The organism is bacterium (assembly GCA_016703265.1).
Lineage (GTDB): Bacteria > Krumholzibacteriota > Krumholzibacteriia > LZORAL124-64-63 > LZORAL124-64-63 > CAINDZ01.
Map to the genome: position 1 here is coordinate 40,750 of JADJCK010000005.1, position 25,003 is coordinate 65,752.

General features: G+C 69.9%; 23 protein-coding genes. 18 read left to right on the plus strand and 5 right to left on the minus strand.

Annotation, left to right across the window (positions count from 1 at the left end):
* Nucleotides 1-3: 3 nt before the first annotated feature.
* The 5 genes from IPG61_09920 to IPG61_09940 all read right to left on the minus strand — a co-directional run bounded on the left by IPG61_09920 (nucleotide 4) and on the right by IPG61_09940 (nucleotide 5,468).
* Nucleotides 4-726 (minus strand): rhodanese-like domain-containing protein, encoded by a 723-nt coding sequence (locus IPG61_09920; GenBank protein MBK6734389.1) that lies wholly within the window; start codon nucleotides 724-726, stop codon nucleotides 4-6.
* A gap of 2 nt (nucleotides 727-728) precedes the next feature.
* Nucleotides 729-2,228 carry a peptidase M64 gene (locus tag IPG61_09925; GenBank protein ID MBK6734390.1) on the minus strand — a complete coding sequence of 500 codons (1,500 nt, stop codon included), beginning with the start codon at nucleotides 2,226-2,228 and terminating at the stop codon, nucleotides 729-731.
* 25 nt (nucleotides 2,229-2,253) lie between these two features.
* On the minus strand, nucleotides 2,254-3,363 hold the full coding sequence (locus IPG61_09930; GenBank protein MBK6734391.1) for a metalloregulator ArsR/SmtB family transcription factor: 1,110 nt from the start codon (nucleotides 3,361-3,363) through the stop codon (nucleotides 2,254-2,256).
* An 84-nt stretch (nucleotides 3,364-3,447) separates the two neighbouring features.
* The gene (locus IPG61_09935; GenBank protein ID MBK6734392.1) at nucleotides 3,448-4,152 is read right to left on the minus strand and encodes an LptF/LptG family permease; all 705 of its coding nucleotides are present in this window, start codon (nucleotides 4,150-4,152) and stop codon (nucleotides 3,448-3,450) included.
* 89 nt (nucleotides 4,153-4,241) lie between these two features.
* Nucleotides 4,242-5,468 carry a spore maturation protein gene (locus IPG61_09940; GenBank protein MBK6734393.1) on the minus strand — a complete coding sequence of 409 codons (1,227 nt, stop codon included), beginning with the start codon at nucleotides 5,466-5,468 and terminating at the stop codon, nucleotides 4,242-4,244.
* 119 nt (nucleotides 5,469-5,587) lie between these two features.
* On the opposite strand from IPG61_09940, the gene IPG61_09945 reads away from it, so the two are divergent.
* The 18 genes from IPG61_09945 (at nucleotide 5,588) to IPG61_10030 (ending at nucleotide 24,860) form a co-directional block, all read left to right on the plus strand.
* Entirely contained in the window at nucleotides 5,588-6,487 is a 900-nt protein-coding gene (locus IPG61_09945; protein ID MBK6734394.1) for a TrmB family transcriptional regulator, read from the plus strand.
* Complete coding sequence (locus tag IPG61_09950; GenBank protein MBK6734395.1) at nucleotides 6,484-8,358, plus strand: aspartyl protease family protein; 1,875 nt, start codon at nucleotides 6,484-6,486, stop codon at nucleotides 8,356-8,358. The genes IPG61_09945 and IPG61_09950 overlap by 4 nt, the downstream gene beginning before the upstream one ends.
* Nucleotides 8,359-8,440: 82 nt before the next feature.
* Nucleotides 8,441-9,325: a DUF2797 domain-containing protein gene (locus tag IPG61_09955; protein ID MBK6734396.1), complete on the plus strand. Its 885-nt coding sequence runs from the start codon at nucleotides 8,441-8,443 to the stop codon at nucleotides 9,323-9,325.
* Between the two features lie 516 nt (nucleotides 9,326-9,841).
* Nucleotides 9,842-10,453, plus strand: coding sequence for a hypothetical protein (locus tag IPG61_09960; GenBank protein ID MBK6734397.1), 612 nt, complete (start codon nucleotides 9,842-9,844; stop codon nucleotides 10,451-10,453).
* A 72-nt stretch (nucleotides 10,454-10,525) separates the two neighbouring features.
* Complete coding sequence (locus IPG61_09965) at nucleotides 10,526-11,692, plus strand: L,D-transpeptidase (protein MBK6734398.1); 1,167 nt, start codon at nucleotides 10,526-10,528, stop codon at nucleotides 11,690-11,692.
* Nucleotides 11,689-12,321: a L,D-transpeptidase gene (locus IPG61_09970; GenBank protein ID MBK6734399.1), complete on the plus strand. Its 633-nt coding sequence runs from the start codon at nucleotides 11,689-11,691 to the stop codon at nucleotides 12,319-12,321. Before IPG61_09965 ends, IPG61_09970 begins: the two co-directional genes overlap by 4 nt.
* An 11-nt stretch (nucleotides 12,322-12,332) precedes the next feature.
* Nucleotides 12,333-13,112, plus strand: a complete 780-nt coding sequence (locus IPG61_09975) for a hypothetical protein (protein ID MBK6734400.1) — start codon at nucleotides 12,333-12,335, stop codon at nucleotides 13,110-13,112.
* Between the two features lie 250 nt (nucleotides 13,113-13,362).
* Entirely contained in the window at nucleotides 13,363-13,629 is a 267-nt protein-coding gene (locus tag IPG61_09980; GenBank protein MBK6734401.1) for a hypothetical protein, read from the plus strand.
* On the plus strand, nucleotides 13,626-14,825 hold the full coding sequence (locus IPG61_09985) for a hypothetical protein (GenBank protein ID MBK6734402.1): 1,200 nt from the start codon (nucleotides 13,626-13,628) through the stop codon (nucleotides 14,823-14,825). The genes IPG61_09980 and IPG61_09985 overlap by 4 nt, the downstream gene beginning before the upstream one ends.
* Nucleotides 14,822-16,057, plus strand: a complete 1,236-nt coding sequence (locus IPG61_09990; protein ID MBK6734403.1) for a hypothetical protein — start codon at nucleotides 14,822-14,824, stop codon at nucleotides 16,055-16,057. Before IPG61_09985 ends, IPG61_09990 begins: the two co-directional genes overlap by 4 nt.
* The gene (locus tag IPG61_09995; protein ID MBK6734404.1) at nucleotides 16,005-16,553 is read left to right on the plus strand and encodes a Smr/MutS family protein; all 549 of its coding nucleotides are present in this window, start codon (nucleotides 16,005-16,007) and stop codon (nucleotides 16,551-16,553) included. The genes IPG61_09990 and IPG61_09995 overlap by 53 nt, the downstream gene beginning before the upstream one ends.
* A 297-nt stretch (nucleotides 16,554-16,850) precedes the next feature.
* Nucleotides 16,851-17,612, plus strand: coding sequence for an SDR family oxidoreductase (locus IPG61_10000; GenBank protein MBK6734405.1), 762 nt, complete (start codon nucleotides 16,851-16,853; stop codon nucleotides 17,610-17,612).
* A 28-nt stretch (nucleotides 17,613-17,640) separates the two neighbouring features.
* Nucleotides 17,641-18,045, plus strand: a complete 405-nt coding sequence (locus IPG61_10005; GenBank protein MBK6734406.1) for a co-chaperone GroES — start codon at nucleotides 17,641-17,643, stop codon at nucleotides 18,043-18,045.
* Nucleotides 18,046-18,152: 107 nt separating this feature from the next.
* A complete protein-coding gene (locus IPG61_10010) occupies nucleotides 18,153-19,031 on the plus strand; it encodes a YihY/virulence factor BrkB family protein (protein MBK6734407.1) in 879 nt (292 codons plus the stop codon).
* A gap of 49 nt (nucleotides 19,032-19,080) precedes the next feature.
* Nucleotides 19,081-19,506: an OsmC family protein gene (locus IPG61_10015; protein MBK6734408.1), complete on the plus strand. Its 426-nt coding sequence runs from the start codon at nucleotides 19,081-19,083 to the stop codon at nucleotides 19,504-19,506.
* A 236-nt stretch (nucleotides 19,507-19,742) separates the two neighbouring features.
* Nucleotides 19,743-22,802 (plus strand): S8 family serine peptidase, encoded by a 3,060-nt coding sequence (locus tag IPG61_10020; protein MBK6734409.1) that lies wholly within the window; start codon nucleotides 19,743-19,745, stop codon nucleotides 22,800-22,802.
* A gap of 232 nt (nucleotides 22,803-23,034) precedes the next feature.
* Entirely contained in the window at nucleotides 23,035-24,237 is a 1,203-nt protein-coding gene (locus IPG61_10025) for a hypothetical protein (protein ID MBK6734410.1), read from the plus strand.
* Nucleotides 24,238-24,344: 107 nt separating this feature from the next.
* Nucleotides 24,345-24,860: a hypothetical protein gene (locus IPG61_10030; GenBank protein ID MBK6734411.1), complete on the plus strand. Its 516-nt coding sequence runs from the start codon at nucleotides 24,345-24,347 to the stop codon at nucleotides 24,858-24,860.
* Nucleotides 24,861-25,003: the final 143 nt, after the last annotated feature.

Sequence of the window (25,003 nt, forward strand, 5' to 3'; positions counted from 1 at the left end):
GCGCTATTTCACGACCGGAAGGCCGGCGCCCTTCCATTCGATGATGCCGCGCCGCAGGTTCATCACGTTGGTGAAGCCGGCGTCGATGAGCAGCTTCGCCGCCACCGTGCTGCGGTTGCCGGACTGGCAGTAGATGAACACCGGGTCGTCGCGGTGCGCGGACAGCTCACCGAGCCGAGCCTGCATCTGCTGCACCGGCAACAGCACCGCGCCTTCCAGGTGGCCTCCCGCGAACTCGCCCGCGGTGCGCACGTCGAGCACGAACGGCTTGAGGTTGGCGATCGTCGTGGCCGCCTCGGCCGCTCCCATTTCGCGGTAGGCCGCGGCCTGGTATTCGAGCACCTCGAAGGTGCCGCTGACCGGGCCCGCGTTGAACGCGAAACGGCCCGGGTCCGACATCTTCAGGTAGGGCTTGCCGCCCTCGGGGATCGGCCACGTCCACGACTGTTTCAGCGAGTCGACGGTCACGGTGAAGGGCCCGCCGCCGGCCAGCGCCAGCTGCACGTAGTCGCCGCGGTACACGCGTACCACCGGCGACGGCTCGGCCGCGTCGATGGTCACCAGCCGAAGGCCGCCCTCGAGCCGGCCCGAGACCTCGGGTGCGGCGGCAGCGCCGGCCGCACCGTTGCCCTGCGCCTGCTGTCCGGCCGGCTGGCCCTGGCAGCCGGCGGCCGCCAGGAGGGTGGCAAGCGTCATGGCAATGAGTCGAAAATGGCGCAGGTTCATCGTCACTTCTCCGTCGTCGCAGGGTGGTCGGTCGAAGCCTCGATCACTTCGCGGATACCCGCCCCGCAGGCGGCGCAGAAGTCCTTCAGGCCCTTGCTGAACATGATACAGTCGAGTTGCGAGCGGTAGACGCCGCTCGTGCAGTAGCCCGCGCCTTCGAAGGCGCCCACCTGACCGAACCGGGGCTGCTTCGCGAACCAGGCGTCCAGGCGCTGCTGGTGCTCGCGCGAAAGGTCCTCGCTCTCGAGGATGGCCGCATCGGACTCGGCCTGCGGCGCCCCGCTGGTCATGAGCTTCGCGATGAGGGCGTCGAGTTCGCCGCGCTGCTTCTGGTAGTCCGCGTCCATCGCGTCGTGTTCGGCCTTGGCCCAGGGTGTCGGTACCGGAACACCGGCGCCGACCAGGCCGGCCCACTTCGGCTTGCCGCCCGGAAGGCGCGTGATGTTGCGCTCGACGGGCTCGACGCCGGCGGGATAGAAGTCGGTATAGGCCGTGCTCGACGAATAGTACTCGTCGGCCAGGCCGGCGAAGCCGTGGCCGAACTCGTGCACGAAGACGTATCCGCTCCACTGGTTGTCGCTGGTGAAGGTGTTGAACAGGTTGTAGATGCCGCCGCCGCCGTAGCGCGTGTGGTTGACCATGATCGAAAGCACGTCGTACGGCACGGCGCGGGCGACCTCGCGGATGGCGCGGTTGTCCTCGGTCAGCAGGTAGCGCTCGGAGCCCAGCGAATTGAAGGTGCAGCCGAGGGCCGTCTGCCGGTGCACGCCGCGCGTCGGCTCGTCGCAGCCGCGATCCTGCGACGGCTTGAGCACGCCGCGCACGCTGACGCGGCGCTTCAGCGAGGCGAACGGCTCGCGGCCCAGCAGGGCATCGGCAAACCGGCGCACGTCGGCCTCGAACTTCGCGGTGTCGTCCTTCGTGTAGCCCTCGCCGAGGATCACCACGTCCACGCATGCGGCCGTCCCGCCGCCCACATGGGCCTCGACCGTGACCAGGTCGTCGGCGAGCGGCTCGCGCCGCAGTTCCGGGCTCTGCGGGTCGATGGTCGTCCGGAACACCTCGCGCAGCGTGTTGTCGGCGCCGCGGTGGTCGAGCGCCAGCACCGCTTCGCGCAGCGGCAGCGGGCACCGCACCGATTCGTGGTAGGTGCGGCGCACGCCCTCGCCGGCCGGGCCTGTCGTCTTCCACTCGCCGAAGTAGGAGTCGAAGCCGCGCGACCACAGCAGTTCGCCCGTGGCCGCATCCAGCAGTCGCGCCCGGTACCGGCCCAGTTCCAGCGTGTCGACCAGCTTCACGCGGGGCCCGGCCCACGGGCCGTCCAGGTGCAGCCGGTCGAGCGCGACGATCTCCTCGTCGGCATTGCCGGTGTGGTTCAGGTCGACGCGCAGGGTGGCGTCGGCAAAGTGATCGGCAAACGACGGACCGGCGGCGGCGGTTGCCGGCGGCAACGCCGACAACAGCGCCAGCAGCGCCAGGCTCAGGATGCGACGAAACGACATGCGGACCTCCGGAATCGATGGGTCGTCAGAACTGCCGGACGCGGATCTTCCCGCTCGTATTGTAGCAGCGCTCGCTCGAAGGCGGGTACTCGGCAAGCCATTTCAGTTCCAGCTGCCGCAGGGCCCCGTCGCGTTCCAGCCCGGCCAGGTCGTCGGGCAGCTTGTCGAGGATCTCGAACACGAAGGCGTCCTGGCCAAGCCGGTTCCAGTCGGCCTGCAGTTCGGTGCAGCGGTGGCTGCCCAGCTTCAGTTCGGTGCGATGGCGGTTCAGGGGGCCGTGCAGGTTCACGCTGCTGCCCAGCAGCACGCGGCCCGTGGCCGTGTTGCGCACAGCGTAGATGCCGGCCGCCTTGCGCGCCTGCTTGTAGAGATCCATCCACTCCTTGCGCCGACGCAGGTCCAGGCGCTGGTCCGGACGGGTGTCGCCCATGCCTGCCGCCGCGGTGTCCTGGTTGTCCCCGTCCGTCATGCGATCGGTTCCCTTCATCCGGGTGATGCCCGCTCCTTCATCTGCACTGCGCGAGTCGCCGGCGGCAATCGGCCATGGCAGCGCCGCCACGGGCACCTCGCCCGTGCGGCGGTACTGCAGCAGCTGCCCGGACGTCTTGGCGCGGCTCAGCAGGCGGTCGTCGACCAGTTCACGCCGGATGGTGCAGTAGTCGGCGAACCGCCGCGCGATGATCTCGTTCACCTCGGGTTCGGCGTAGTCGCGGTCGACGGCGAAATCGGCGGCGAACGCCGCGAGCACCACCCGCCGCTTCTTGCGCTGCGCCGGCAGCTGCCGCAGGCGCCCGTTGTCGAAGAACGTCGCGAGCAGCCGTTGCCGGAGCAGGTGCTGCCGCGCCTCTTCGGCCCCCGGCTGGTCGGCCGCCGTGGCCACCAGCTCGCGCAGCGTGCGGGCCAGCGGGCCCGGCCGCGCCTCGCAGACGGTGTAGTACTGCTCGCGCCGCCGGTTCAGCAGCCCGGCCTGGTCCAGCTTGCCCAGGTGGTGCGAGATGGTGGGCGCCGAGAGACCGAGCCGCTCGGCCAGTTCCTCGACGCAGGCCGGCTGTTCCAGCAGGGCCGCCACCAGGCGCAGGCGCGTGGGGTCGGCCAGGGCCTGCAGCAGGCGGGTGGCGTGTTCCTGTTCAGACATCGCGATTCCATTTCGACGAAGGTCGAAACAAAATAGGTCAGATGGGGAGAACGTCAAATCTGATTTGATGATGATCGAAAGAAACTAGGGCGCCCCTCTCCGAGGGATGGGTTCGCGGTCCAATCGCCGCCAGAGAAGGGCGATCACAACCACCAGCACTGACGTACCGCCCCAGCCCGCCGCCAGGGGCGGCAGCTTGCCGTGGCGTCCGAAGGCGAAGGCCGCTGCGGAGGCGACCTGGTGAAGCACGTGGATCCCCAGTGCTGCGCCGAATCCGACGAACGGGTCGCGCCGTTTCATCGTCGCTGCCAGTGGAACGGCCGTCAGGACTGCGAGAAGGCAGCCCAGGATGGCGGCGTGGGCGCCGTACAAGGCCGTCAAGGCTGCCTGGCTGGATTGCCCGGAGTGGGGAGTCATATCGCCTGTGCCGATCAACTTCAGGATTGCCATCGCCCCTGATCCCACCAGCCCGAGTGATATCAGCGGCCGGAAGATCCGCACTGGTGACCAGCCTGCAGCCTGGAGCGCCGTGATCTCGCCATATCGCGCCAGGTCGCCGACCGTGACCAGGGTCGCGATCAGGAACACCAGTGGCAGGACCGTTGGGGCCGCGGCCAGGAGCAGTGTGGCCAAAGCCATCGGCAGGCTGCCCGAGGGAGAACCGGACAGTGACGAGACCTCGCCCGGTCTTGCCACGCCGATACCCAGTGCGACCGGCGCCAGCACAAGGAACACGATCGCGAAGTTGCGCGTGAACGTGACCAGGAGCTGTCGATGGAACGGATTCATGAAGGACGGACACCGACCTTGGCGAAAGCGCCTGACTGCACACCGACCTGCCGCTGCCACTTGCGCCGGCGCAAGCGTGCCGCGTCACGCTAACCCCAGAACAGGTACACCATCCCGATCGCCGCCACGAACCCGGCCACGTCGGCGATCAGGCCGCACGCGATCGCGTGGCGCGACTTGCGGATGCCCACCGAGCCGAAGTACACGGCCAGCACGTAGAACGTGGTTTCACTGCTGCCCTGGATCGTGGAGGCCAGCCGGCCGGCGAACGAGTCGGCGCCGCTGTTCTTCATCGTCTCGATCATCATGCCGCGTGCGCCGCTGCCGCTGAGCGGCTTCATCAGCATGGTGGGCAGGCCCTCGACCCAGCGGGTGTCGCCGCCGACCGCCTCGACCAGCGAGCGCACGCCGCCGAGGATCAGCTCGAGGGCGCCGCTGGCGCGGAACACGCCGATGCCCACGAGCATCGCCACCAGGTAGGGCACGATGCCGATGGCCACCTGGAAGCCCTCCTTGCCGCCCTCGACGAAGCTGCTGAAGAGGTCGACGCGCCGCCGCATGCCGGCCGCGAGGAAGGCGAGGATCAGCCCGAAGACCAGCACGTTGGCCAGGAGCGACGATTGGGATTCGAGGGCCGCCTTGTCCAGCTGCGCGAAATAGGCGACCAGGCCGCCGACGATCGCCGTGAGGCCGCCGAGGTAGGCCAGCACGACCTTGTCCCACAGACGCAGGCGCTGGATGAGGCCCGTGGCCAGCAGGCCAGCCATCGTCGAGCAGAAGGTGGCGACGAGGATCGGCAGGAAGACGTCGGTCGGGTCGGCGGCGCCCATCTGCGCGCGGAAGGTCATGATGGTCGTCGGCACGATCGTCACGGAAGAGGCGTTGATCACCAGGAACAGGATCTGGTCGTTGCTGGCGGTGTCCTTCTGCGGGTTCAGCTCCTGCAGCTGGCCCATCGCCTTGAGGCCCAGCGGCGTGGCCGCGTTGTCGAGGCCCAGCATGTTGGCGGCCATGTTCATGACGATGCTGCCGTGCGCGGGGTGCCCGGCCGGGATGCCCGGGAACAGGCGCCGGCCGAGGGGGCCGAAGACGCGGGCCAGGAACTCGACGGCCCCGCCGCGCTCGCCGATGCGCATGATGCCCAGCCACAGGCACATGACGCCGGTCAGGCCCAGGGCGATCTCGAAGCCGGTCTTGGCCATGTCGAAGGTGGCGCCGACCATTTCGCGCCAGACCTCGCTGTGGCCGGCCAGCGTGCGGCCGACGGCGGCTACGAAGCCGCCGATGAAGAAGAAGGTCCAGATCCGGTTGAGCATCCGTTCTCCTGGCCGGGTGTGCGGGTGGCGGGCCGCAGCATACCGGCCGCCGGGCCGCCTGTCACCCGTGCGCGGGGGCGGGCTTGACGTCCCGGGCGGATTCGAGTAAAGTAGTAGTTATGACTACTACTGAAAACGCGACCCGCGCCCTGCAGGACCTGGGCTTCACCGCCCTGGAGGCGCAGGTCTACGCCTACCTGCTGCGCCATGCTGCGGCCACCGGCTACCGGATCAGCCACGCCATCGGCAAACCCACGGCCAACACCTACAAGGCGCTGGCCGCGCTGGCCGACCAGGGCGCGGTGCTGGTGGACGAAGGCGGCGGCGGCGCCGTGCGCGCGGTGCCGCCGGCGGAACTGCTCGCCGGGCTGGAACGAAGGTCTCGCGAACGCCGGGCCGCCGCCTCGGCCGCCCTCGCGGAACTGGCGCCCGAGTGCGGGGACGACCGGGTCTACGCCCTGCGCGACCGCGACCAGGTGTTCGAGCGCGCGCGGGCGATGCTCGGACGCACCCGGCAAATCGTGCTGGCCGACCTGTTCCCGGCCGTCCTGGACGAACTGCAGGCCGACCTGGCGGCCTGCGCCGCGCGTGGGGTCGGCGTGACGATACGTGCCTATGCGCAAGCGACGGCGGGCGCCGCGCGGGTCGTGAACTGCGGGGGCAAGGGAGCGCCGGGACGCTGGCCCGGCCAGCAACTCTCGCTCGTCGTCGACGGCGATGAGCACCTGCTGGCCCTGCTTTCGCCGGACCTGCAGCAGGTGCACCAGGCGGTGTGGAGCGGGAGCGCGTTCCTGTCGTGCCTGCATCACAATCACCTGGCGATGGAACTGCTCGTGGCGGCCACCGGCAGCGCCAACGATCGCGAAGAAGTCCGCCTCGACGGCGAGGCGGCCGTGCAACTGGACGGCATCACCGTCCTGGCGGCCGATCCGCCGGGCCTGCGTCGCCTGCGCGCGCAGGTGGCCGGCAATGCGCCGCCCTCCGAGGACCCCGACAATGACCGGAAAGGCGAGTCATGAACCGATACCCGTTTCCCGGCGCGCACACCTCGCGCGCGTTGCTGTCCGTAGCCGCGGTGTTGTGGGTGGGCCTCGCGATGCCTGCGCGCGGCGCGATCGCTCCGGAGGCGGCACCTCTCGTCGAGCGCCACATCAGCTGGCTCGGTGGTCGCCAGGCGCTGGAGGCGCTGCACGATCTGACGCTCGAAGGCACCGTCGAGGTGGCCGGGCTCAGCGGGCCGCTCTCGGTGCACGTGCGTCGTGACGGCCGGCAGTTGATGAGTGTCGACCTGAAGGTGTTCCGCACCACCGAAGCGATCGACGGCGACGACGCCTGGGAGCGCAACGCCAGCGGCCAGGTGGAGCCCATGGGAGCGGCCAAGGCTGCGGGCCTGCGCCGCGCCCTGGAGCGCACGTTCAGCCGCCATCTCGACGGACACGGCGTCGAGGTCACGCGCCTGCCCGACGAGACGAAGGACGATCGCACCTGGGCCGTGCTCCGCTTCGCCTATCCGGACGGCGATGCCTACGACCTGCTGCTCGATGCGGACAGCGGGGAGTCCCTGTGGTCGCGCGAGATCCGCGACGGCCGCGCGCAGTGGATCCACACGCTGGACCTGCGCGAGGAGGCTGGCCTGCGCCTGCCGTACCGCCAGGAGACGCTGGACGAAAATCCGCTGCAGAACCAGACCGTGACCTGGACGACGCTGGCGGCGAACCGCGGCCTGGCGGACGATTTGTTTGCGCGCCCGGGGGCGCAGGCTTCGCCACGGCTGTTCCGCCTGGCCGGCGGGGCGGCCGCCACCGACTGGATTCCGGTCGAACTCTACATGGAACGCTGGATCTTCCTGGAGGGGCGCGTCAACGGCGTCACGACCTCCATCGTGCTTGATTCCGGAGCCGGCATCACCGTGCTGGACAGCGCCGTGAGCGACCGCCTGGGCCTCAGGTCCACCGGCGCCGTGCCGGCGCAGGGCGTGGGCGGGACGACGACCGCCGGCATCGTCGAGGGCGTCACGCTCGAGATCGGCGGCCTGGTGCTCGGGCCGGTCACGGCGGCGACCATCGACCTTTCGGATATCGCCCGCCAGCTGGGACGCGAGATGCCGGTCATCCTCGGCAAGGAAGTGTTCCACGCCCTGACCGTGGACGTCGACTACCCGGGCGCCCGCATCCGCTTCCACGATCCCGAACATTTCCAGTACGCGGGGAAGGGCCATCGGCTCGAGGTGCTGCCCGGCGTCGACGGTCATCGGCACGTGAAGATGTCGGTCGAGGGGCTGCCTGAGGCCGTCTTTGCGCTGGACACCGGGCAGGGCGGCGCCCTGACCGTGTTCCGCCGCTACACGGACGACAACCGACTGCTCGAAGGCCGGCGCACGTCGCGCGCGCAGGGCGGCGGCGTGGGCGGCAACATCGAGACGACGACCGGCACGCTGCGCTCGGTGGCGCTTGCGGGCTACGAACTGCACGACGTACCGACGGCGTTCCATCGCGACGACGTCGGCGGCGCGTTCGACACCGCGAAGCTGGCGGGCAACCTCGGCGCCGGCATCCTCAACCGGTTCCGCGTCACGTTCGACTATGCGCACGACTGCCTGTGGCTGGAGCCGGGCGCGAACTTCGGGGAGCCGTTGCTGCGCGACCGGCTCGGACTCGATGTGTGGCGTGACGGAGACGCCCTGGTCGTGGCATTCGTCGCCCCGGGCAGTCCGGCCGCGGCCGCGGGCTGGCAGGCTGAGGAACGCATCACCGCGCTCGACGGCGCACCGGTCACCGCCGACTGGTGGCTGAGCTGGGCTGCCTGGTCGCGGGCCGGCGACGGCAAGGACGTGCGTCTGACGATGTCCGACGGCCGCGAACGCACGCTGCGCACGGCGGCCTATTACTAGCCGGCGTGGCGCTCGTCGCCCGCGTCCGCTAACCTGGAAGCGCCGCGGGCACCCGGCCCGCGGCGTTTCACGTGGAGGCGCCATGTCCGCCGTCAACGAGTCCGCCGCGAACGAGGTGCCCATCGTCTGGACGGGCATCCTGCGCAAGATGCGCGTCGAGGCCGGCGATCCCGTCGCCTATCACCTGAAGGACGCGACCATCGGTTCCATTCCGGTGGCCGACCATGCGCTGACCCCGCATGTGGGCGGCGAGGTGCACCTCCGTTTCCTCGGCGAGATCCGCTGTACGCTGTGCGGCCGCGCCACGAAGAAGACCTTCGGTGACGGCTTCTGCTTCCCCTGCTCACAGTCGCGGCCCGAAGCCGACATCTGCATCGTCAAGCCCGAGCTGTGCCATCACGGGCAGGCCGACCATCCCTGCCGCGACGAGGCCTTCGCGCAATCGCAGTGCTTCCAGCCGCACATACTCTACGTGTCGCTGACCAGCGGCGTGAAGGTGGGCATCACCAGGCGCGTGAACCTGCCCTCGCGCTGGATCGACCAGGGGGCGGTGGCGGCGGTGCCGTTGGCGCTGCTGCCCGACAGGCGCGGCGTGGGCCTTCTCGAGAAGCGACTCAGCGACGAGGGCTACGCCGACAAGACGCACTGGACGCGCATGCTCAAGGGCGATCCCGACGTGGCCGCACTGGAACCGTTCGCGCACGAGGTGGCGGCACGCCTCGAGGCCTGGGGCGCGCCGTTGCTGCCGGCCTCCGAGCGCGCCATCGCGACGTTCCACTATCCGGTGCGCAGCTGGCCGGAAAAGGTCACCAGCTTCAACCTCGACAAATCCCCCGCGGCAGGCGGGGTGCTCCAGGGCATCAAGGGGCAGTACCTGCTCTTCGAAGGCGGGGTCATCAACCTGCGCAAGTACTCCGGATACCGGGTCGAGGTCCGGGCAGGGAAACCGGACATTCAAAGTCATTGATGGGGCCGCCGGAGCCCAGCGGCGGGGCAGTCCGGAGCTTGGTGGACAGGCTTGGCGGCCCGGAATCTAAAAAAATAACTTGTATACCGGTCAACGGTTCATATTATGAGCGCCAGCTAAAACGTGCGAGGGCCGCGGTCCGTCGCACGGGTGTTCGCCTGCCGCAGGCGGCGCCGGAGGTCCGTAAACCCTATGCCGGCCAAACGGACCAGGCCGGGACCGAATCCTAACGCCAACAAGACGTCATTTCGGTCGGTTCTCCGGGGCCCTGTGTCGGCGCGTCATTGACACGTCTGCCGTCGGACGGCAAGGTGCGATGGCGCGATGGGCGTCAGACGGTTTTGATCGAGTACGATGCCGACCGGCAAGAACGCCGGTTCGGATCTGAGGTGTAACGGGCGCACCGTGCCGAGGTTACCCGGGCAACGTTCCGGGTCCTTGCGGAGGCGCGACCGTGAGTGGGCGACGGGAGGATGTTCTCCCGCCGCAAGTCGCGTGGAAAAGAAGGAGACGACAATGCGCTTCGTTCGTAATGCTGCCATTCCGGTGATCCTGATCGCCGCCATCGCTCTGCTGGCCGGCTGCTCCAAGGAGCCGACCCTGGCGATCCAGGATGCCGAGGCTTCCCTGGGCAAGCTGCAGGCTGCCGGTGCCGCCGAGTACGCTCCCCAGGCCCTGAGCGATGCTCAGAACGCCATGGCCCAGCTGAAGGCCGAGGTCGAGGCCCAGAAGGCCAAGTTCGCCCTGTTCCGCTCGTTCAAGAATGCCGAGGCGATGGCCCTGACGGCGAAGCAGACGGCGGAAGCCGGCGTGCAGACGACCGAGGCCAACAAGGCCGCCGCGAAGGCCGAGGCTGAGAACGCCCTGGCCGCCGCCCGTGCCGCCCTGGTCGAGGCCCAGCGCCTGGTGGCCGAGGCCCCGGTGGGCAAGGGCTCCGAGCTGGACATCAAGATGCTGCAGAGCGACCTGATGGGCGTCGAGCAGTCGCTGGCCGATGCTGACGGCACCCTGGCCGCCGGCCGCTACAAGGAAGCCCTGTCGAAGGCCCAGGCTTCGATGAACTCCGCCAACACCATCGCTGCTGACGTGAACAACGCCATCGCGCTGCGTGCGGCGAAGAAGAAGTAAGTCGATCTTAAGCCGGGTAACAGGCGCGACACGGATGTCGCGCAGACGGTTCGCAGACGGACACCTGGAGTCATGATGGAGCTTCGCCGACCATCCCGGCGTCTGATCGTGGCGGCGGCCGTGACCTTTTCGGTCATGGCCGCCGCGATCGCTTGGACGTGGCCCTGGCTGCAGGGCTGGCATCATCCCCCCCTGACGGCGCGCAGTGAAGCCGAGTCGGCCCTCCAGGTCGCGGTCGGCAGTGACGGCGTGCTTCCCGAAGAAATCGCGCTGTTGCGGCAGCACATGGACCGTTCGTTCGCCGAAGACAGGCGTCAGTCGGCGGCGTTCGCGTGGCGTCGCGACTTCCGCCAGGCAGCCTCGGAGTACCGGCTCACGTCGGCGACCGTGGCTTCCGTGCTGGAATCGGCGGGACGGCGCGTGGCCGAGGCCAGGCAGGCGGCCGAGGCGGCCGTCGGCCGTTCGAACACCGTGGTCGGCGACGCCGTGCGTCTGGCCGACAACCTGCCCTTCCCGCCGCATGAACGCGCCCGGCTGCAGCGTGCACGCTCGCTGGCCGAGGAAGCACGCCTGGCGATGAAGAAGGGCGACTACGAATCAGCCGTGAAGGCCGCCTCGCGCGCCACGCAGGAGGCCCAGGCCGCCCGCGTGGGCGCCATGCCCAACGCGGCGCGCTTTGCCGATCCCGGCCTGATCGCCAAGTGGCGCGGCTGGGTCAACGAGACCATCAACCGCACCAAGGGCGGCGGCTCGGCGGTCATCGTCTACAAGGAGCGCAACGAGGTCGCGCTCTACCAGAACGGCGTGCGGACGCGCACCTATAACGCCGACCTGGGCAAGAACCGCCTGCAGCCCAAGCGCGTGTCCGGCGACGGCGCCACCCCCGAGGGCCGCTATCGCATCACGAGCAAGCGGGCGAAGGGCGCTACGAAGTATTATAAAGCCCTGATGCTGGACTACCCGAACGCCGAAGACCGCCGCGAGTTCGACGCGGCCAAGCGGGCCGGGCGCATCGCCCGCAACGCGCGGATCGGCCACCTGATCGAGATCCACGGCAACGGCGGCCGGGACGAGGACTGGACCCAGGGTTGCGTGGCCCTGTCGGACCGCGATATCGACGACCTGTTCTCCCGAGTGTCGGTGGGCACGCCGGTGACGATCGTTGGCGGCGACGGCAACGGCGGCGCCTATTCCGATGTCTGGCGTGCCCACGCCAGCAGCCTGCAGGGAGCCCGATGAAGCGTCGCATCCTGATCGGCACCGGTATCCTGCTGGCGATCGTCGTGATCGTCGGTGCCACCGGTCTGCTCATGATCGACCGTTCCGGCTACCGCTACCGCGACCCGGACTTCAGCCTGGCCTCGAAGGGCAAGACCGATCGCCTGAAGCTCGAGAAGAACTTCACGAAGCCGCCGGCGAAGGTCTACATCGTCATCGATCGCACGCACAACCGGCTCGAGGTGCGCAAGGGCACCACGACCACGCTGTCGGCGGTGTGTTCGGCCGGTTCGGGCTATCGGCTGATCGAGCGCGACAGCAGCAAGCGTAAGGGTCGCCAGTGGGTGTTCGACACGCCGCGCGGCATCCATCGCGTGAGGAACAAGCGCACCGATCCCACCTGGACGCGTCCTGACTGGGACTACATCGAGAAGGGCGAGGCGCTGCCGCGACGGAATAGTGACCGTGTCGAGACGGGCATGCTCGGCGACTACGCGCTGGACCTCGGCGACGGCTACATGATCCACGGCACCCTGTACGAGCGCCTGCTCGGCCGCGGCGTCACGCACGGCTGCGTGCGCCTGGGCAAGAACGACCTGGCGATGGTCTACAAAGAGTGTCCCATCGGGACGCCCATCTACATCTACTGAGGCGGCCCCGGATGAAGACGTTGCGCACGCTGATCGTCGGGATGGGGCTGCTGGCGCTGATGGCGACGGCAGCCACGGGCGACGCGCGCGCGGAGACGCCGAAGACGAAGCCTGAAGCGGCCAAATCCACTGCCAAATCCACGTCCAAGGACAAGGCCGCCGACGCGAAGGCTGACGGCAAGACAGCCGAGCCCGTGCGCGCCCCCGCAGTCTTCCCGGCGAATCCTGCGCTGAAGGACTGGCTGTCCAAGGCCGGCACCGATTCGTTCTTCCTGGTGCTCGACGAGTCCGCGAAGAAGCTGCAGCTGGTCCTGGGCGGCGTCGTGATCCGCAATTTCGACGTGGCCGAGGTGAAGGTCGCCACGCCCCGGCGCCTGGGCGGGGCGGCTCCGCTGCCGCGCGACTGGCACGAGCGCGTGTGGACCGGCGCCAAGCTGGACCCGCCGCACCCGGGCGCGCGCACCGAGATCGTCGGGCCCGAAGTCGGCACCGGTACCGGCGAGGTGATGGTGCCGCCCACGCCCGAGGAAGCCATCCCGGTGCCGTCGCTGTATCGCATCCGCTTTGCCGAGGGGCTGGCCCTCGAGGTGACCGGCGGCGTTGCCGAGCAGAAGGGCGAGCTGCCCCCGAACGAACTGGCGACCGGGTTCCGCGAGAAGATCCGCATGTTGCGCGAAGGCGCGCCCGACCTGCTGCGCGTGCGCATCCAGCTGACGCCCGAGGCCTATTCCGAGATGTACCGCAGCCTGCCGCCCGGCACCGACTTCGTGGTCATGCACGCCGACGAGTAGATTCCCGCCTCCCTGCCTGATGCAACTGCCGCCCGCATCCCGCGGGCGCGCTGCGTTGTGCTGACGCCCCGGGCCGACATGACGCACGCGGCCGTCACCGCCGGTTGCCGCCGCCGCCGCCCCGAATGCGGCGACCGCCCCCGCAAGTTCCTGTCCGGCATTCGCTTGCCTCCGCGCCGTCAGCGGGGCGCCCTCCTTGCCATGGGATCGTCGTCCACCGCTCACGATTCACATTCCAAGGAGGGACCACGTGAACGAATCTCAGAACCCCGTCTTCACCGACGCCGAGCTCGAAGCCAGCCTGCAGGGACTGGGCGCGGCGGAACTCGAACAGCGGCTGGAGTTCGCGCCGCTGCTGGCCGGCAGCCTCGACGGCGCCGAGGGAACCGATGTCTCGGTCTGCTGCAGCTGCAAGATCCCGCCCGACACGGTCTTCGGTACGCCGACGGTGGCCGAAGACCCGACGCCCGGCGGCGACTTCTGGGGCACCGGCCCGACCAGCGGCGGCGGCTTTTGAGCCGTCTCCCGCAGCCGGGTGACCTGCGTTCCGGCCGCCCGCCGCGGCCTGCCGCTCCGGGGAGCGGCGGGCCCGGCCGGCGGCCGGCAGCTCCCGCCGGCAAGGCCGCCCACGCGGCGGCATGGGATCTCTGGAACTTCCGGGCCCTGTTCCCGGACGCCGGGCCGGCCGAGCTGGCGGCGGTCAAGCGTGAACAGGCGGCGATCCTGGCGAGGGAACGGGAGGCTCTCGCCAGGTTGTGGTCCGGGGACACGGACCTCCTGTCCCCGGGCCGCACCTTCTTTGCGGCCCGTCCCGGCCTGGTGTCGGGCATCACCGTGTCGCTGCACACGGGGCCGTACCAGCTGCTGGCCGAACCCTGGCTCGCGGCCGGGCTGCAGCCGCTGATCCTGCTCAACGGCAGCGCACTGCCGCGCTTCCGCGAGGCGGCCATCACGCTGCAGCGCAACCTGCGCCACCGTGATGCTGCGCGGTGGGCGGCCGTCGGCGAACCGGGCTTCATGCGGGCCGTGGTCACGGCGGTGCGCGAGGGGCACCCGGTGCTCGCCTACCTGGACGGCAACAGCGGTGACGACGGCGTCGCCGGCACGCGCGAGCACGGGCTGCGCTACGCACTGCCCGGACGCGACATCCTGGTGCGGACCGGCCTGGCCCGCCTCGCCTTCCGGCTGGCCTGCCCGCTGCATCGCGTGGCCCTGCGCTGGGACGAAGGCCGGGTGGTGTGGGAAGGCGCACCGACGCTGCAGCTCGGGCACGACGACGACCCGGCTGTCGTGACACGCGAACTCTTCGACTGGGCCTTCGGCGTGATCCGCGCGCGTCCGGCGCAGTGGCAGTACTGGCCCATGCTGCGCGACAGCAGCGCCTGCTTCGCGGCATCGCGCCTGCACGAGGCGCCGTTGCCCGAGGCGATGCGCGGCGAAAGCCGGCAGGCTTTCACGTCGTGTTGCGCCCACGCCGCGGCGACCGCGCGGCTGGTCCTCGAACACGAGGTCGAGGTCTGGCCCGGCGACGTTCTGGCCGACCTCACCTGCGATCGCTTCTACCCGGCGGCCGGCCTGCATGACGAGGACCTGGACCCGCTCCGCACCGGCCGGCCGACGCTGGGCGAGCTGCGCGACCACCACGGTGAAGCGTGGCTGCGCTTCCACGGCCTGCGCCTGGTGTTGCTGGGCATGGCGCGGGTGGGCGCGTGAGCGGGCACTGGCGCACGCGTGGCCGCAAACCGGCCCGGCTGGAGGTGCAGTCGCATCCGCGCGGTGTCTGGCTCGTGCGCGTGGAGCGGCGCGTGCTGGCCGTGCCGCCCGGTCTCGGGCGCGCGCTGGAGCCGCTCCACGGGCAGCCCGTCGACTGCGAGACGCTGGCCCATCGGCTGCGAACCGCTGCCGACTTCCCGACGGCCGGGGGCGCCGCCGGGGCAGGCAGGTTCGCGGCCGACGACCCGGAGAGGGCGGCGGCGGCGATCGTGGTGGCGGCCTGGCTGGTCGCGGGGGCCGAGCCCGGCGGCGGCTTCGGGCGTGCGGCCCGCGCATGGCCGCTGCGCTGCCCGCTGGTTGTGGCCGGTGCGGTCCGACGCGCCGCCGCGCTGGCCGCTCCGCTGGCCTCCACGGGTGGCCTGGCGTTCGTGGCCGCGGCGGGGCTCACGGCCGCGGCCTGCCTGCGGCCGTGGGAAGGGCCGTCCCGGCTTTCGCCGGCAGCCCTGGGGCTGTTCGCCGCCGGCGCCCTGTGGCATGAGCTCGGCCATGCGGCCGCGCTGCAGCGCGAAGGCTACGCGCCGGGCGGCATCGGCATCGGTCTGTTCGTGTGCGTGCCCGTGCTCTATGCCGATGTCAGCGCCGTGCGCCTGCTCCCCCGCGGCGGCCGCCTGCGCGTGGACCTGGCGGGGCTGGCCTTCCAGGCCGGGGCCGCCGGCGCGCTGGCGGTGGCCGGCGCTGCCGCAGGCGTCCCGGTCGCAGTCACCGCTGCCGCGCGCGCGGCCGCCGTCGCGACTCTGCTGGCCCTGGGCTGGGCGCTGTTGCCGTTCCCGCGCAGCGACGGTTCCTGGGCCCTGCGCGACTTTCTCGAGACCGGCGAACACGGGTCGACCGACGATGAACCGGGCGCGAACGGCCCGCTGTTCCGAGGCCTGGGCGCCGGTCTGTCCGTCGTTCAGCACCTGCTGGCGGCCGCCGCGTGCTGGTTCCTGCCGGTGCGGCTGGTCGGCCTGGCCGCATGGGGCCTGGCCCGGATGGGCTGGCATCTGCCGGTGCCGGCGCAGAGGGCGGCGACCGTGGCGCTCACGCTGCTGGCCGCGACCTGGTGGACAATCGGCGTTCTGCGCGCGTGGCATTCGCGGCGGCGATCACGGCTGGGCCCGGGGCCCGGGCCGCGCTATCATGCGTGCAGGCCCCCGGCAGAAGAGGACACGGGCGGTGAGCAGTGCGGCTGACAGCGATGACGATGGTGCCGGTCCGGCCGGCATTGACGACAGGGCCGGGCAACCGGTAGAGGCGGAGCCTGTGCCGCTGGCCCTGGACGGGGTGCTGGACCTGCACATGTTCCCCCCGGGCCAGGCGCGTGCGCTGGTCGACGACTGGCTCGACGCCAGCCGCGCCGCGGGACTGCGCGACCTGCGCATCATCCACGGCAAGGGCATCGGCGCCATGCGCACGCTTGTGCACGCCGCCCTCGAGGCGCGTGACGACGTCGATGCGTACTCCCTGGCCGCCGACGCGTCCTCGTGGGGGCGCCACCGTCATCCGGATGAAGTCCTGAGATGTCGCCCCGACGCAAACGGCGCGACGAAGGCGCCGAGGCGCCGCGCCGTGGGCTGCGCCGTTCCATCCGTCATGGGGCCATCGAGACTTCCACCGACGACGACGAGCGCGGGCCGGACCCGCGCCGCGAGCCGGGGCGTCCCCCGGAGATCCTGCTGCGCAAGCTGAAGCTGGTCGAGGCCCTGGAGCGGCTCGAGTTTCAGCTGCGGTCCCATGCCTCGCGCGGGCAGGCCGAGGTGCTGGTCATCCATGGCAAGGGGCAGAACTCGGCCGGCGGGGTCTCGGTGCTGGGCCCGGAAGTGCGGCAATGGTGCGATGCGCATCCTTCACTGGTGATGTCCTGGAGCGAAGCGCCGCTGCGCTGGGGCGGGGCCGGTGCTATCGTGGTGCGGTTGCGCCCGCAATGAGGCGGCGCCGGGACCAGCGACTGCCCGAGACGGCGGCGCGGGGGATGGTGGGAAGGGCATGGCGCGAGAGACGCGGAAATTCCTCGAAGGACGCACGGCCCTGGTGACCGGCGGCGGTCGCCGCATCGGGCGCTCGCTGGTCTCGGCGCTGGCCCGCGCCGGCGCCACCGTCGTCGTGCACCACCATACGTCGCGTGACGATGCCCAGGCGACCGTCGCGGGCGTCGAGGTGCTGGGCGGCCGCGCCTTTCTGGTCGACGGCGACCTGGCGGACGCGCGTGTGGCTTCGGCCCTCTGCGGTCGTGCCGCCGAGCGCTGCGCGGCGCCGCTCGACATCCTGGTCAACAACGCCTCCCTGTTCGCGGCCGGCTCGCCGATGACCACCAGCGCCCAGGAGTGGGACGCGCAGCAGGCGGTGAACCTGCGCGCGCCGTTCCTGCTGGCGCAGGCCTTTGCCCGCCAGCTGGTCGGCGACGGCCCGGCCGACATCGTGAACCTGAACGACGGCCGCGCGCTGCGCCCGGGGGCCGATCACTTCGCCTACACGATCAGCAAGGTCGGCCTGCACGGGCTCACGCGCAGCCTGGCGGTGGCGCTGGGGCCGCGTGTGCGCGTCAACGAACTGGCGCTCGGCGCCGTGCTGCCGCCCGAGGCGCAGCCCGGCGGCTACCAGCGCACGCCGCGCGAAGCGATCCCGCTGCGTCGCTACCCGACACCCGAAGACGTGGCCGACGCGCTGCTGTACCTCCTGGCCGCGCCCGCGCTGACCGGGCAGACCCTGAGCGTTGACGGCGGCCAGCACCTCGGGCCTTGGACTTGACGGGGATCCTGGAGTTGAAAGGGACATGATGGCGCGTCTGAAGAAGAAGCTGATCGTGGTGGGCGACCGCCTGCTCGTGCGCCCCGAGGAAGGCGACGAGCGCACCAATGCCGGACTGTACCTGCCGCAGACGGCGATCGCCTCGCGCCAGGCCGCCGGCGGCTGGGTCGTCTCGGTGGGGCCGGGGGTGCCCATCGTCAACCCGCTCGATATGTCCGAGGACTCGTGGACCGAAGGCGGCGAGGCCGCGCGCGCGCACTACCTGCCCATGCAGGCGCAGGAAGGCGACTACGTGCTGTTCATGCGCAAGGCCGCGGTCGAGATCACCTTCGAGAAGCGCGCCTACCTCATCGTGCCCAACGGCGCGGTGCTCGTGCTGGTGCGCGAGGGCTTCGAGGCCGAGGCGCCGGGGTGGACGCCCGACGAAGCCTGACGGGAACCCGGGCAAACGAATGCGCGTAACAGGGGGGATCGGCCGCGGCCGGTTCCCCAAACCATTTGGTTGCACTCGTTCGTCTCCTGCCGCATCGTAGTTGCCCTATGCTGACGCAGTACCGACGCCTCAAACGCCCCTGGCTGTTCCTCGTGCGCCTGCAGCGCGAGTTCGGCTATGACGACTGCATGGGCATGGCCGCGCAGATCGCCTTCTACAACCTGCTCGGCCTGTTCCCGCTGATGATCTTCCTGCTCAACATCATCGGGCTGTTCCCCGTGGGGAAGGCCCTGCAGTCCGAGCTGGTGAAGGAACTGGGCGCGCAGATGCCGCCCGAGGCCGCGAGCTACGTCGCGGACACCGTGCTGGGCCTGCTGCCGGCCGGCAACGAGGGGCTGTTCGGGCTGGGCCTGCTGGCTTCGCTGTGGGGCGCCTCGATGGCCACCGGCGCGCTGATCACGACCATCAACCGCGCCTACAACATCCGGCCGCGGCGGAACCTGCTCAAGCAGAAGGTGCTCTCGATCTGGCTGACGCTGGTGCTGGCCGTCCTGTGGATGCTGGCATTCGTCATCGTGCTTGTGGGTCCGCGGGTGACGCAGGGCGTCTTCGAGATGCTGCACATCGCCAGCGAGACCAACACGTTCTGGACCAGCGTGCGCCTGCCCATGGCGTTCGGGCGGACGCTGGTGTCGCTGTCGATCCTCTACTACATCGCGCCCGAGGCGAAGCAGCGCTTCCGCTGGATCCTGCCGGGCGCCGTCACCGCCACCTTCCTGTGGATGGGCGCCTCGTCGGGATTTCGCGTGTTCCTGCGCAACTTCAACAGCTACGACCTGACGTACGGGCCCATCGCCGGCCTGATCATCCTGATGGTCTGGTTCTGGCTCTCGGGCCTGGTCTTCCTGCTGGGCGCCGAGATCAATTCGCTGATGAAACGCATGGACGAGGAAGAGCGCCCGGAGCGGTTCCGGCCGCTGCGGTGACCGTATTCCCGTTGCCCCGGCCGGCGCCGGGAGAAGAGGTGTCCCGGGCATGGCGACGACTCCTGCGACCATCACGTCGACCTGGACCGGCGGCCGGCAGTTCGTCCACCGCTCGGCCACCGGCCACGCGCTGGTGACCGACACGCCGGCCGACTCCGGCGGCGGCAACACCGCGCCCACGCCCATGGAGCTGGTGATCATGGGGCTGGCCGGGTGCACCGGCGTGGACATCGCCAGCATCCTGGAGGGGATGCGCCAGCCGTTGCGCGCCCTCAAGGTCACGGCCGAGTACGAACGCGCGGACGACCATCCGCGGGTGTTCACCCGCATCGCACTGCGCTATGTGCTGCAGGGCGACCTGGATCCGGCCCGGGTGGCCCGTGCCGTAGCCCTGTCGATGGACAAATACTGCTCCGTCTCGGCGATGCTGGCCGGAAGCGCCACGATCACCCACGAGGTGGAGATCCTGCCCTGAATGGTCCTCTTTTCGGGGGCGACGGCGAACCCGCGCGCTTCCGCGCGGCCCTTCAGCGTCGCAATTGCAATTTCGACAGGTTTTGATAGACTCACCCGGAAGCTGCGTTCGCCCGCAGCGCCTGGTCTTGATCCCGACTGTTAATTCCAGGTTTCCAGGGACCCGAAATCGACGCCGGGAACCCGTCCCCGCCGCTCTGGGGGAGCGCTGGCGGTTCCGTGCGGAGGAAGGCCAAGATGTCTCGTAAGTCCTTGCTGTCATTTGCCCTGACGTTGGCGTTGGTCGCCATCGCGGGCGCCGTGCCCAGTTTCGCCATGAAGATCGATCCGGGGCTGGCCGCCGCCCTGGCCGGCAAGGACCCCAACGCGCGGGTCCAGGTGCTTGTGATCTATGGCAACGACAACCGCCTTTCTGCCGATGTGCTGTCCGGGTTGAACCAGGCCTCGCCGGACAAGCGGCGCCAGCAGACCATTGCGGCGCTGAAGAAGCGCATGCGGGCGAACGCGAACGGCGCCATCGCCGTGCTGTCGAACCCGGCCTTCAGTGGCCAGGTCGGCAACCTGCGCGAGCTGTACCTGGCCGGCGCCCTGTCGTTCGAGGCCACGAGCGGGGTGGTCAATGCCCTGCACGCACTGCCGGACGACGCGACCATGTACCACGACAACCTGGAAGCCTCGCATGACGCTTCGCAGGCCCCGGCGCCCGACGGCGGCAAGCTGCTGCCCGCGGCCGTCGATACGGCCTGGGGCGTGAAGTGGGTCAATGCGCACAAGGTGTGGAGCCAGCTCGGCTTCGACGGGACGGGCGTTGTCGTCGGTCATATCGATACCGGCGTCTGGCTGGCGCACCCCGACCTGGCCGGCGGTATCTTCATCAATCCCGGCGAGATCGCCGGCAACGGCATCGATGACGACGGCAACGGCTTCATCGACGACTACCGCGGCTGGGATTTCGGCGACAACGACAACAACCCGGACGACACCTCGCCCACCGGCGGCCACGGCACGCATACGGCCGGCACGGTCATCGGCGACGGCACGGGCACCGTGCTGACCGGTGTGGCCCCCGGGGCCAAGCTCATCCCCATCAAGGTCTGGAACGCGGCCGGCAGCGGCGGCACACTGGGCATGGTCTGGGCGGCTGAGCAGTACTGCGTCGAGATGGGCGCACGGGTCATCACGATGTCGCTCGGCTTTGCCGGTGCCATCTCGCCGGCGTTCATGCGCGCCGAGCGCGACAACTGCGCGAACCTCCGCGATGCCGGCGTGCTGCTGTGCAACTCGGCGGGCAACGACCACGCCACCTACGAGCCCCCGATCGAACTGGGCCTGACCGCGCGCGTGCCCGCGCCGTGGAACCCGCTGGCGGTGCCCTACTCGAGCACCGGCGGCGTGCTGTCGATCGGCGGCACGAGCTACAAGACCAATGGCGTCTATGCGAGCTCCTCCTGGGGCCCGGCCAAGTGGAACGATGTCGACCCCTACAACGATTGGCCCTACTCGCCCGGCGTGGGCCTGACCAAGCCCGACATCGCCGCGCCCGGCGTGGGCGTCAATTCGACTGTCGTCGGCGGCGGCTACAGCGGTGACACCTGGAGCGGCACCTCGATGTCGTGCCCGCACGTGGCGGGTGTGGCGGCGCTGATGCTGCAGAAGAACCCCTCGCTGTCGCCGGCCGGCCTCGACTCGCTGATGGAACAGACCGCGCTGGGCCTGGGCGTCGCGGGCAAGGACAACGTCTTCGGTTCGGGCCTGGTCAACGCCCTGGCGGCCGTGCAGGCCGTTCCGGTCGACCAGCGGCCGGACATCAGCTGGAACGCGGTGCTGCCCGACCCGGCCGGCGACCATGTGCTGGACCCGGGCCAGGTCAGCCCCATCGCCTTCGAGCTGCGCAATGCAAGCCATGTCGTGACCGGCACCACGGTGACCGCGGGCCTGGCTGTCGTGGCAAACCCGTGGGTGACCGTCGTCGACGGTACCGCGACGTTCCCCTCGCTGGCCGTGAACGACGGCCTGGGCGACAACCTGGCCGACGCGTTCAGCCTGGATGTGGCTGCCGGCGCCCCCCAGGGCTACGTGTTCACGATGCTGCTGACGGTGACGGCGGACGGCGGCTTCCAGCGCACGTTCGACATCGAGTGGTACGTGGGCCTGCCTGCGTTCCGTACGCATGACCTGGGCGGCATCGCGCTCACGGTGACCGACCAGGGCATCATCGGCTACATGTCCGACGCGGGCGTCGAGGGTGAAGGCATGAGCTACCAGGGCGGCGCCGGCGGGCTGTTCCTGGGTTCCTTCTGGGCGGGCACCGACGCCACCTACGTGTGTGCGCGCGACTTCAGCGGCACCACGCCCGAGACGTTCGAGTGGGTCGTGTCGTCGGCGCCGAACGGTCGCGTGAAGGACCTGGGCACCACCGGTTCGGACCAGACGTTCCAGTCGGTGTTCAGCGACGCCGGCCATGCCGCTCCGAAGCCGCTCAAGGTGGAACAGACGAGCATGACCTTCGCGATGCCGAACAACGACCGCTTCGTCGTCCTCGAATACCGGATGACGAACAACGGCGCGACGGCGTTGCCGGCCCTGTACAACGCCGTGTTCTGCGACTTCGACATCAACGATTCCGCCGCCAACTTCGGCAATACCGATGTGGCGCGGAAGCTGACCTACATGTACAGCACCGGGGGCCCGTACTTCGGCATCGCGCTGCTCGGCAGCACGCCGACGACGAGCACGCGGCTGATCAGCAACACGACCTACGTGTACCCGCTCAGCACCATCGACAACGGCAACCGGAACCGCCTCATGCGCGGCACGCTGGGCGTCACTTCGGCGCTCACGGCCGGTGACTGGTCGGCGGTCACGGCAAGTGTGGCGAACCTGCCCGCCAACGGCGGCCAGGCGATCGTGGCCTACGCCCTGGTCTACGGTGCCACGCTGGCCGAACTGGAGCAGGCTGTCGATGCGGCGAACGCGCTGTACTCGCCGGTCGCGCCGGTGACGGGCGACGTGCCGGTGAAGGTGCTGCACCTGGCGCAGAACCACCCGAACCCGTTCAACCCGAGCACGACCATCGAGTACATGGTGGCGCGCGACGGGCACGTGCAGCTCGAGGTCTTCGACATGGCCGGTCACCGCGTCCGTACGCTGGTGAACGAGTCGCTGTCGTCCGGCTCGCACCATGTGACCTGGGACGGCCTGGACGACGCGGGCAACCAGGCGGCATCGGGGACCTACTTCTGCCGCATGACGGCGGCGGGAGAGACGTCTTCGCGCAAGATGACGCTGGTGAAGTAGGACGAGTGTGACATTGCCGCCGGCATCGGCGGCGGTGGATGACAAAGTGGCGGGCTGACCTCGCGCCTTGAGCGCTGCGGCAGCCCGCCACTCGACTTCCGGGTGCCATCGCCCTCCCCGTGGTGCTGCGGTCTTTACCGCGCCAAAGCTGCTGCCTATACTCGCGCCGCTGCGGCCCACCACACCTGGGGGGGCAGCGATGGATCGACGACCCCTCATTCGAGGTACCCGCTTGCCAGTCCTGCCGCGGCAACGCCTCCTGACGACACTGCTCGTGCTGTGGGCCTTTGCCTTCACCAGCTGGCGCGCGCTGCGCGGGCCCAACGATTTCGCCCTGGCCCACTGGCTGCTCGACTACCGCCTGGGCTTCATCAAGCGCGGCCTGCTCGGCTCGTTCACTTCAGCGGCCACCGCCGGCCGGCCCACCGAGTCCGGTCTCGTCATCGCCTCGTTCGTGTTGTTCATGATCTCGAGCGCAGCCCTGCTCTACGCATTGCTGCAGCTGGCGGCCCGGGGCCGAAGCGCGGGGGCAACGCTCCTGGCGCTGGTGCTGGCCGGTTCGCCGCTGGTGGTCATGCATGCGCACCTGGTCGGCTACCTGGACGGTGTCGTGATCGCCATGACCGTCGGCGCCGTCGCGCTGGCCCTGCGCGGCCGCACGGCGGCGGGCGCCGTCATCATGGCGGTGTCGGTGCTGGTGCACGAGACGACGCTGGTGGTGGGCCTGCCGGCATTCCTGTTTGCTGCGCACCGCCGCGGCGGCAACCTGCGCCGCGCCCTGGCGCCCTCGCTCGGAGTGTTCGCCCTCGTGGCCGCCGCGCAGGCCCTGCAGTCGGCAACCGTCGTGCGCGAGGCCATCACGCTGCGGCTGGCGCCGGTGCCCTGGCTCGACGCGGTCATCCGTGAGTCGCTTCCTGTCTGGCTGACCGATTCGTTCCTCGAGAACCTGCGCCAATGCGCCGACGGCCTGTGGTCGCGCGCGCTGTGGGCCGTGGCGCCGGTGCTGGTGGCGCCCACGGCGCTGGCTGCTTTCGGGCAGGCCTGGCCGGCCCTGGGTTCGCGCCGCGATGCTGCCTTCTTCGCAGCCGTCTGCGCTGTGCCGCAGGTGACCCACCTGTTCGCCTGGGACGGCCCGCGCCTGTGGACGTGGTCGCTGTTCGCGGCGCTGCTGGCCGCCTGGGTGGTCGCGGCGACGGCGGCCGCGCCGGTGCGCGGCGACGAGGCTGCCGCCAGCCGGTGGGGCCGCCCGCTGGGCCTGGCCTTCCTGGCGGTGCTGCTGCTGAATCTCTGGTTCACCATCCCGCTCATGGACGGCCAGTTCGACCATCTGGCGCGGTCGCAGCGCCTGCTGCTGCACCTGCCGGTGCTGGCCTATGCCTCGTTCCGGGCCTGGCGGCGGCCCTCTGGCGCCGTCGCTGAAATCCGAGTATTTTGATCGGGCATACCGCCGGCGCGCCTGGCCCCGCATCATGACCCGACCCTGCCGACGCGCCCGCTGACGGGATTCCACGTGACTCTTTTCCGGTACAGGAGACGAACGCCATGAAGAAGACGCTCGTGCTGATGGCCATGGTGCTGCTCGCCATGCCCGCGCTGGCCGCCGACCACCCGCTGAAGACGCCGTCGGGCTGGTTCGACATGTCGAACTGCGTGTTCTGCAAGAACCTCATCGCCGACCCCGAGCTGCTCCACCACGCCCAGTGGGAGACGCTGCCCACCGCGACCGGCATGGTCATGGTGATGGCGGTGGAGCCGGAGTGGGCGGCCAAGATGGACAAGGCCAACGCCGCCATGGAAGCGACCGGCGCCAAGCTGCACAGCGGCGAGATGAAGATGGCCGATGCGAAGATGTGCGGCTTCTGCACCGCCTACGGCGAGCTGATGATGGGCGGCGTCAAGTTCGAGACCATCAAGGGCGATGTGGCCGACCTCACGCTGGCCAGCTCGAGCGACGCGAAGATGGTGGAGAAGATGCACATGATCGCCAAGCGGAACACGGACGAGATGGCGATCATGGTGGGCGGGGCCGCGGATCCGCATGCGGGGCATAAACATTAGGCGCGTTGGTTCGACGCCGGGTTGAAACGAAGTCCAGCGGGCTGTCCTCGCGCCTTTGGCGCTGCGGATTGCCCGCTGGACTTCGTTTCAACCCGGCGTCGGACAATGCGATGGTTTTCGGAGAAGAGAATTGCGCCGGCGCA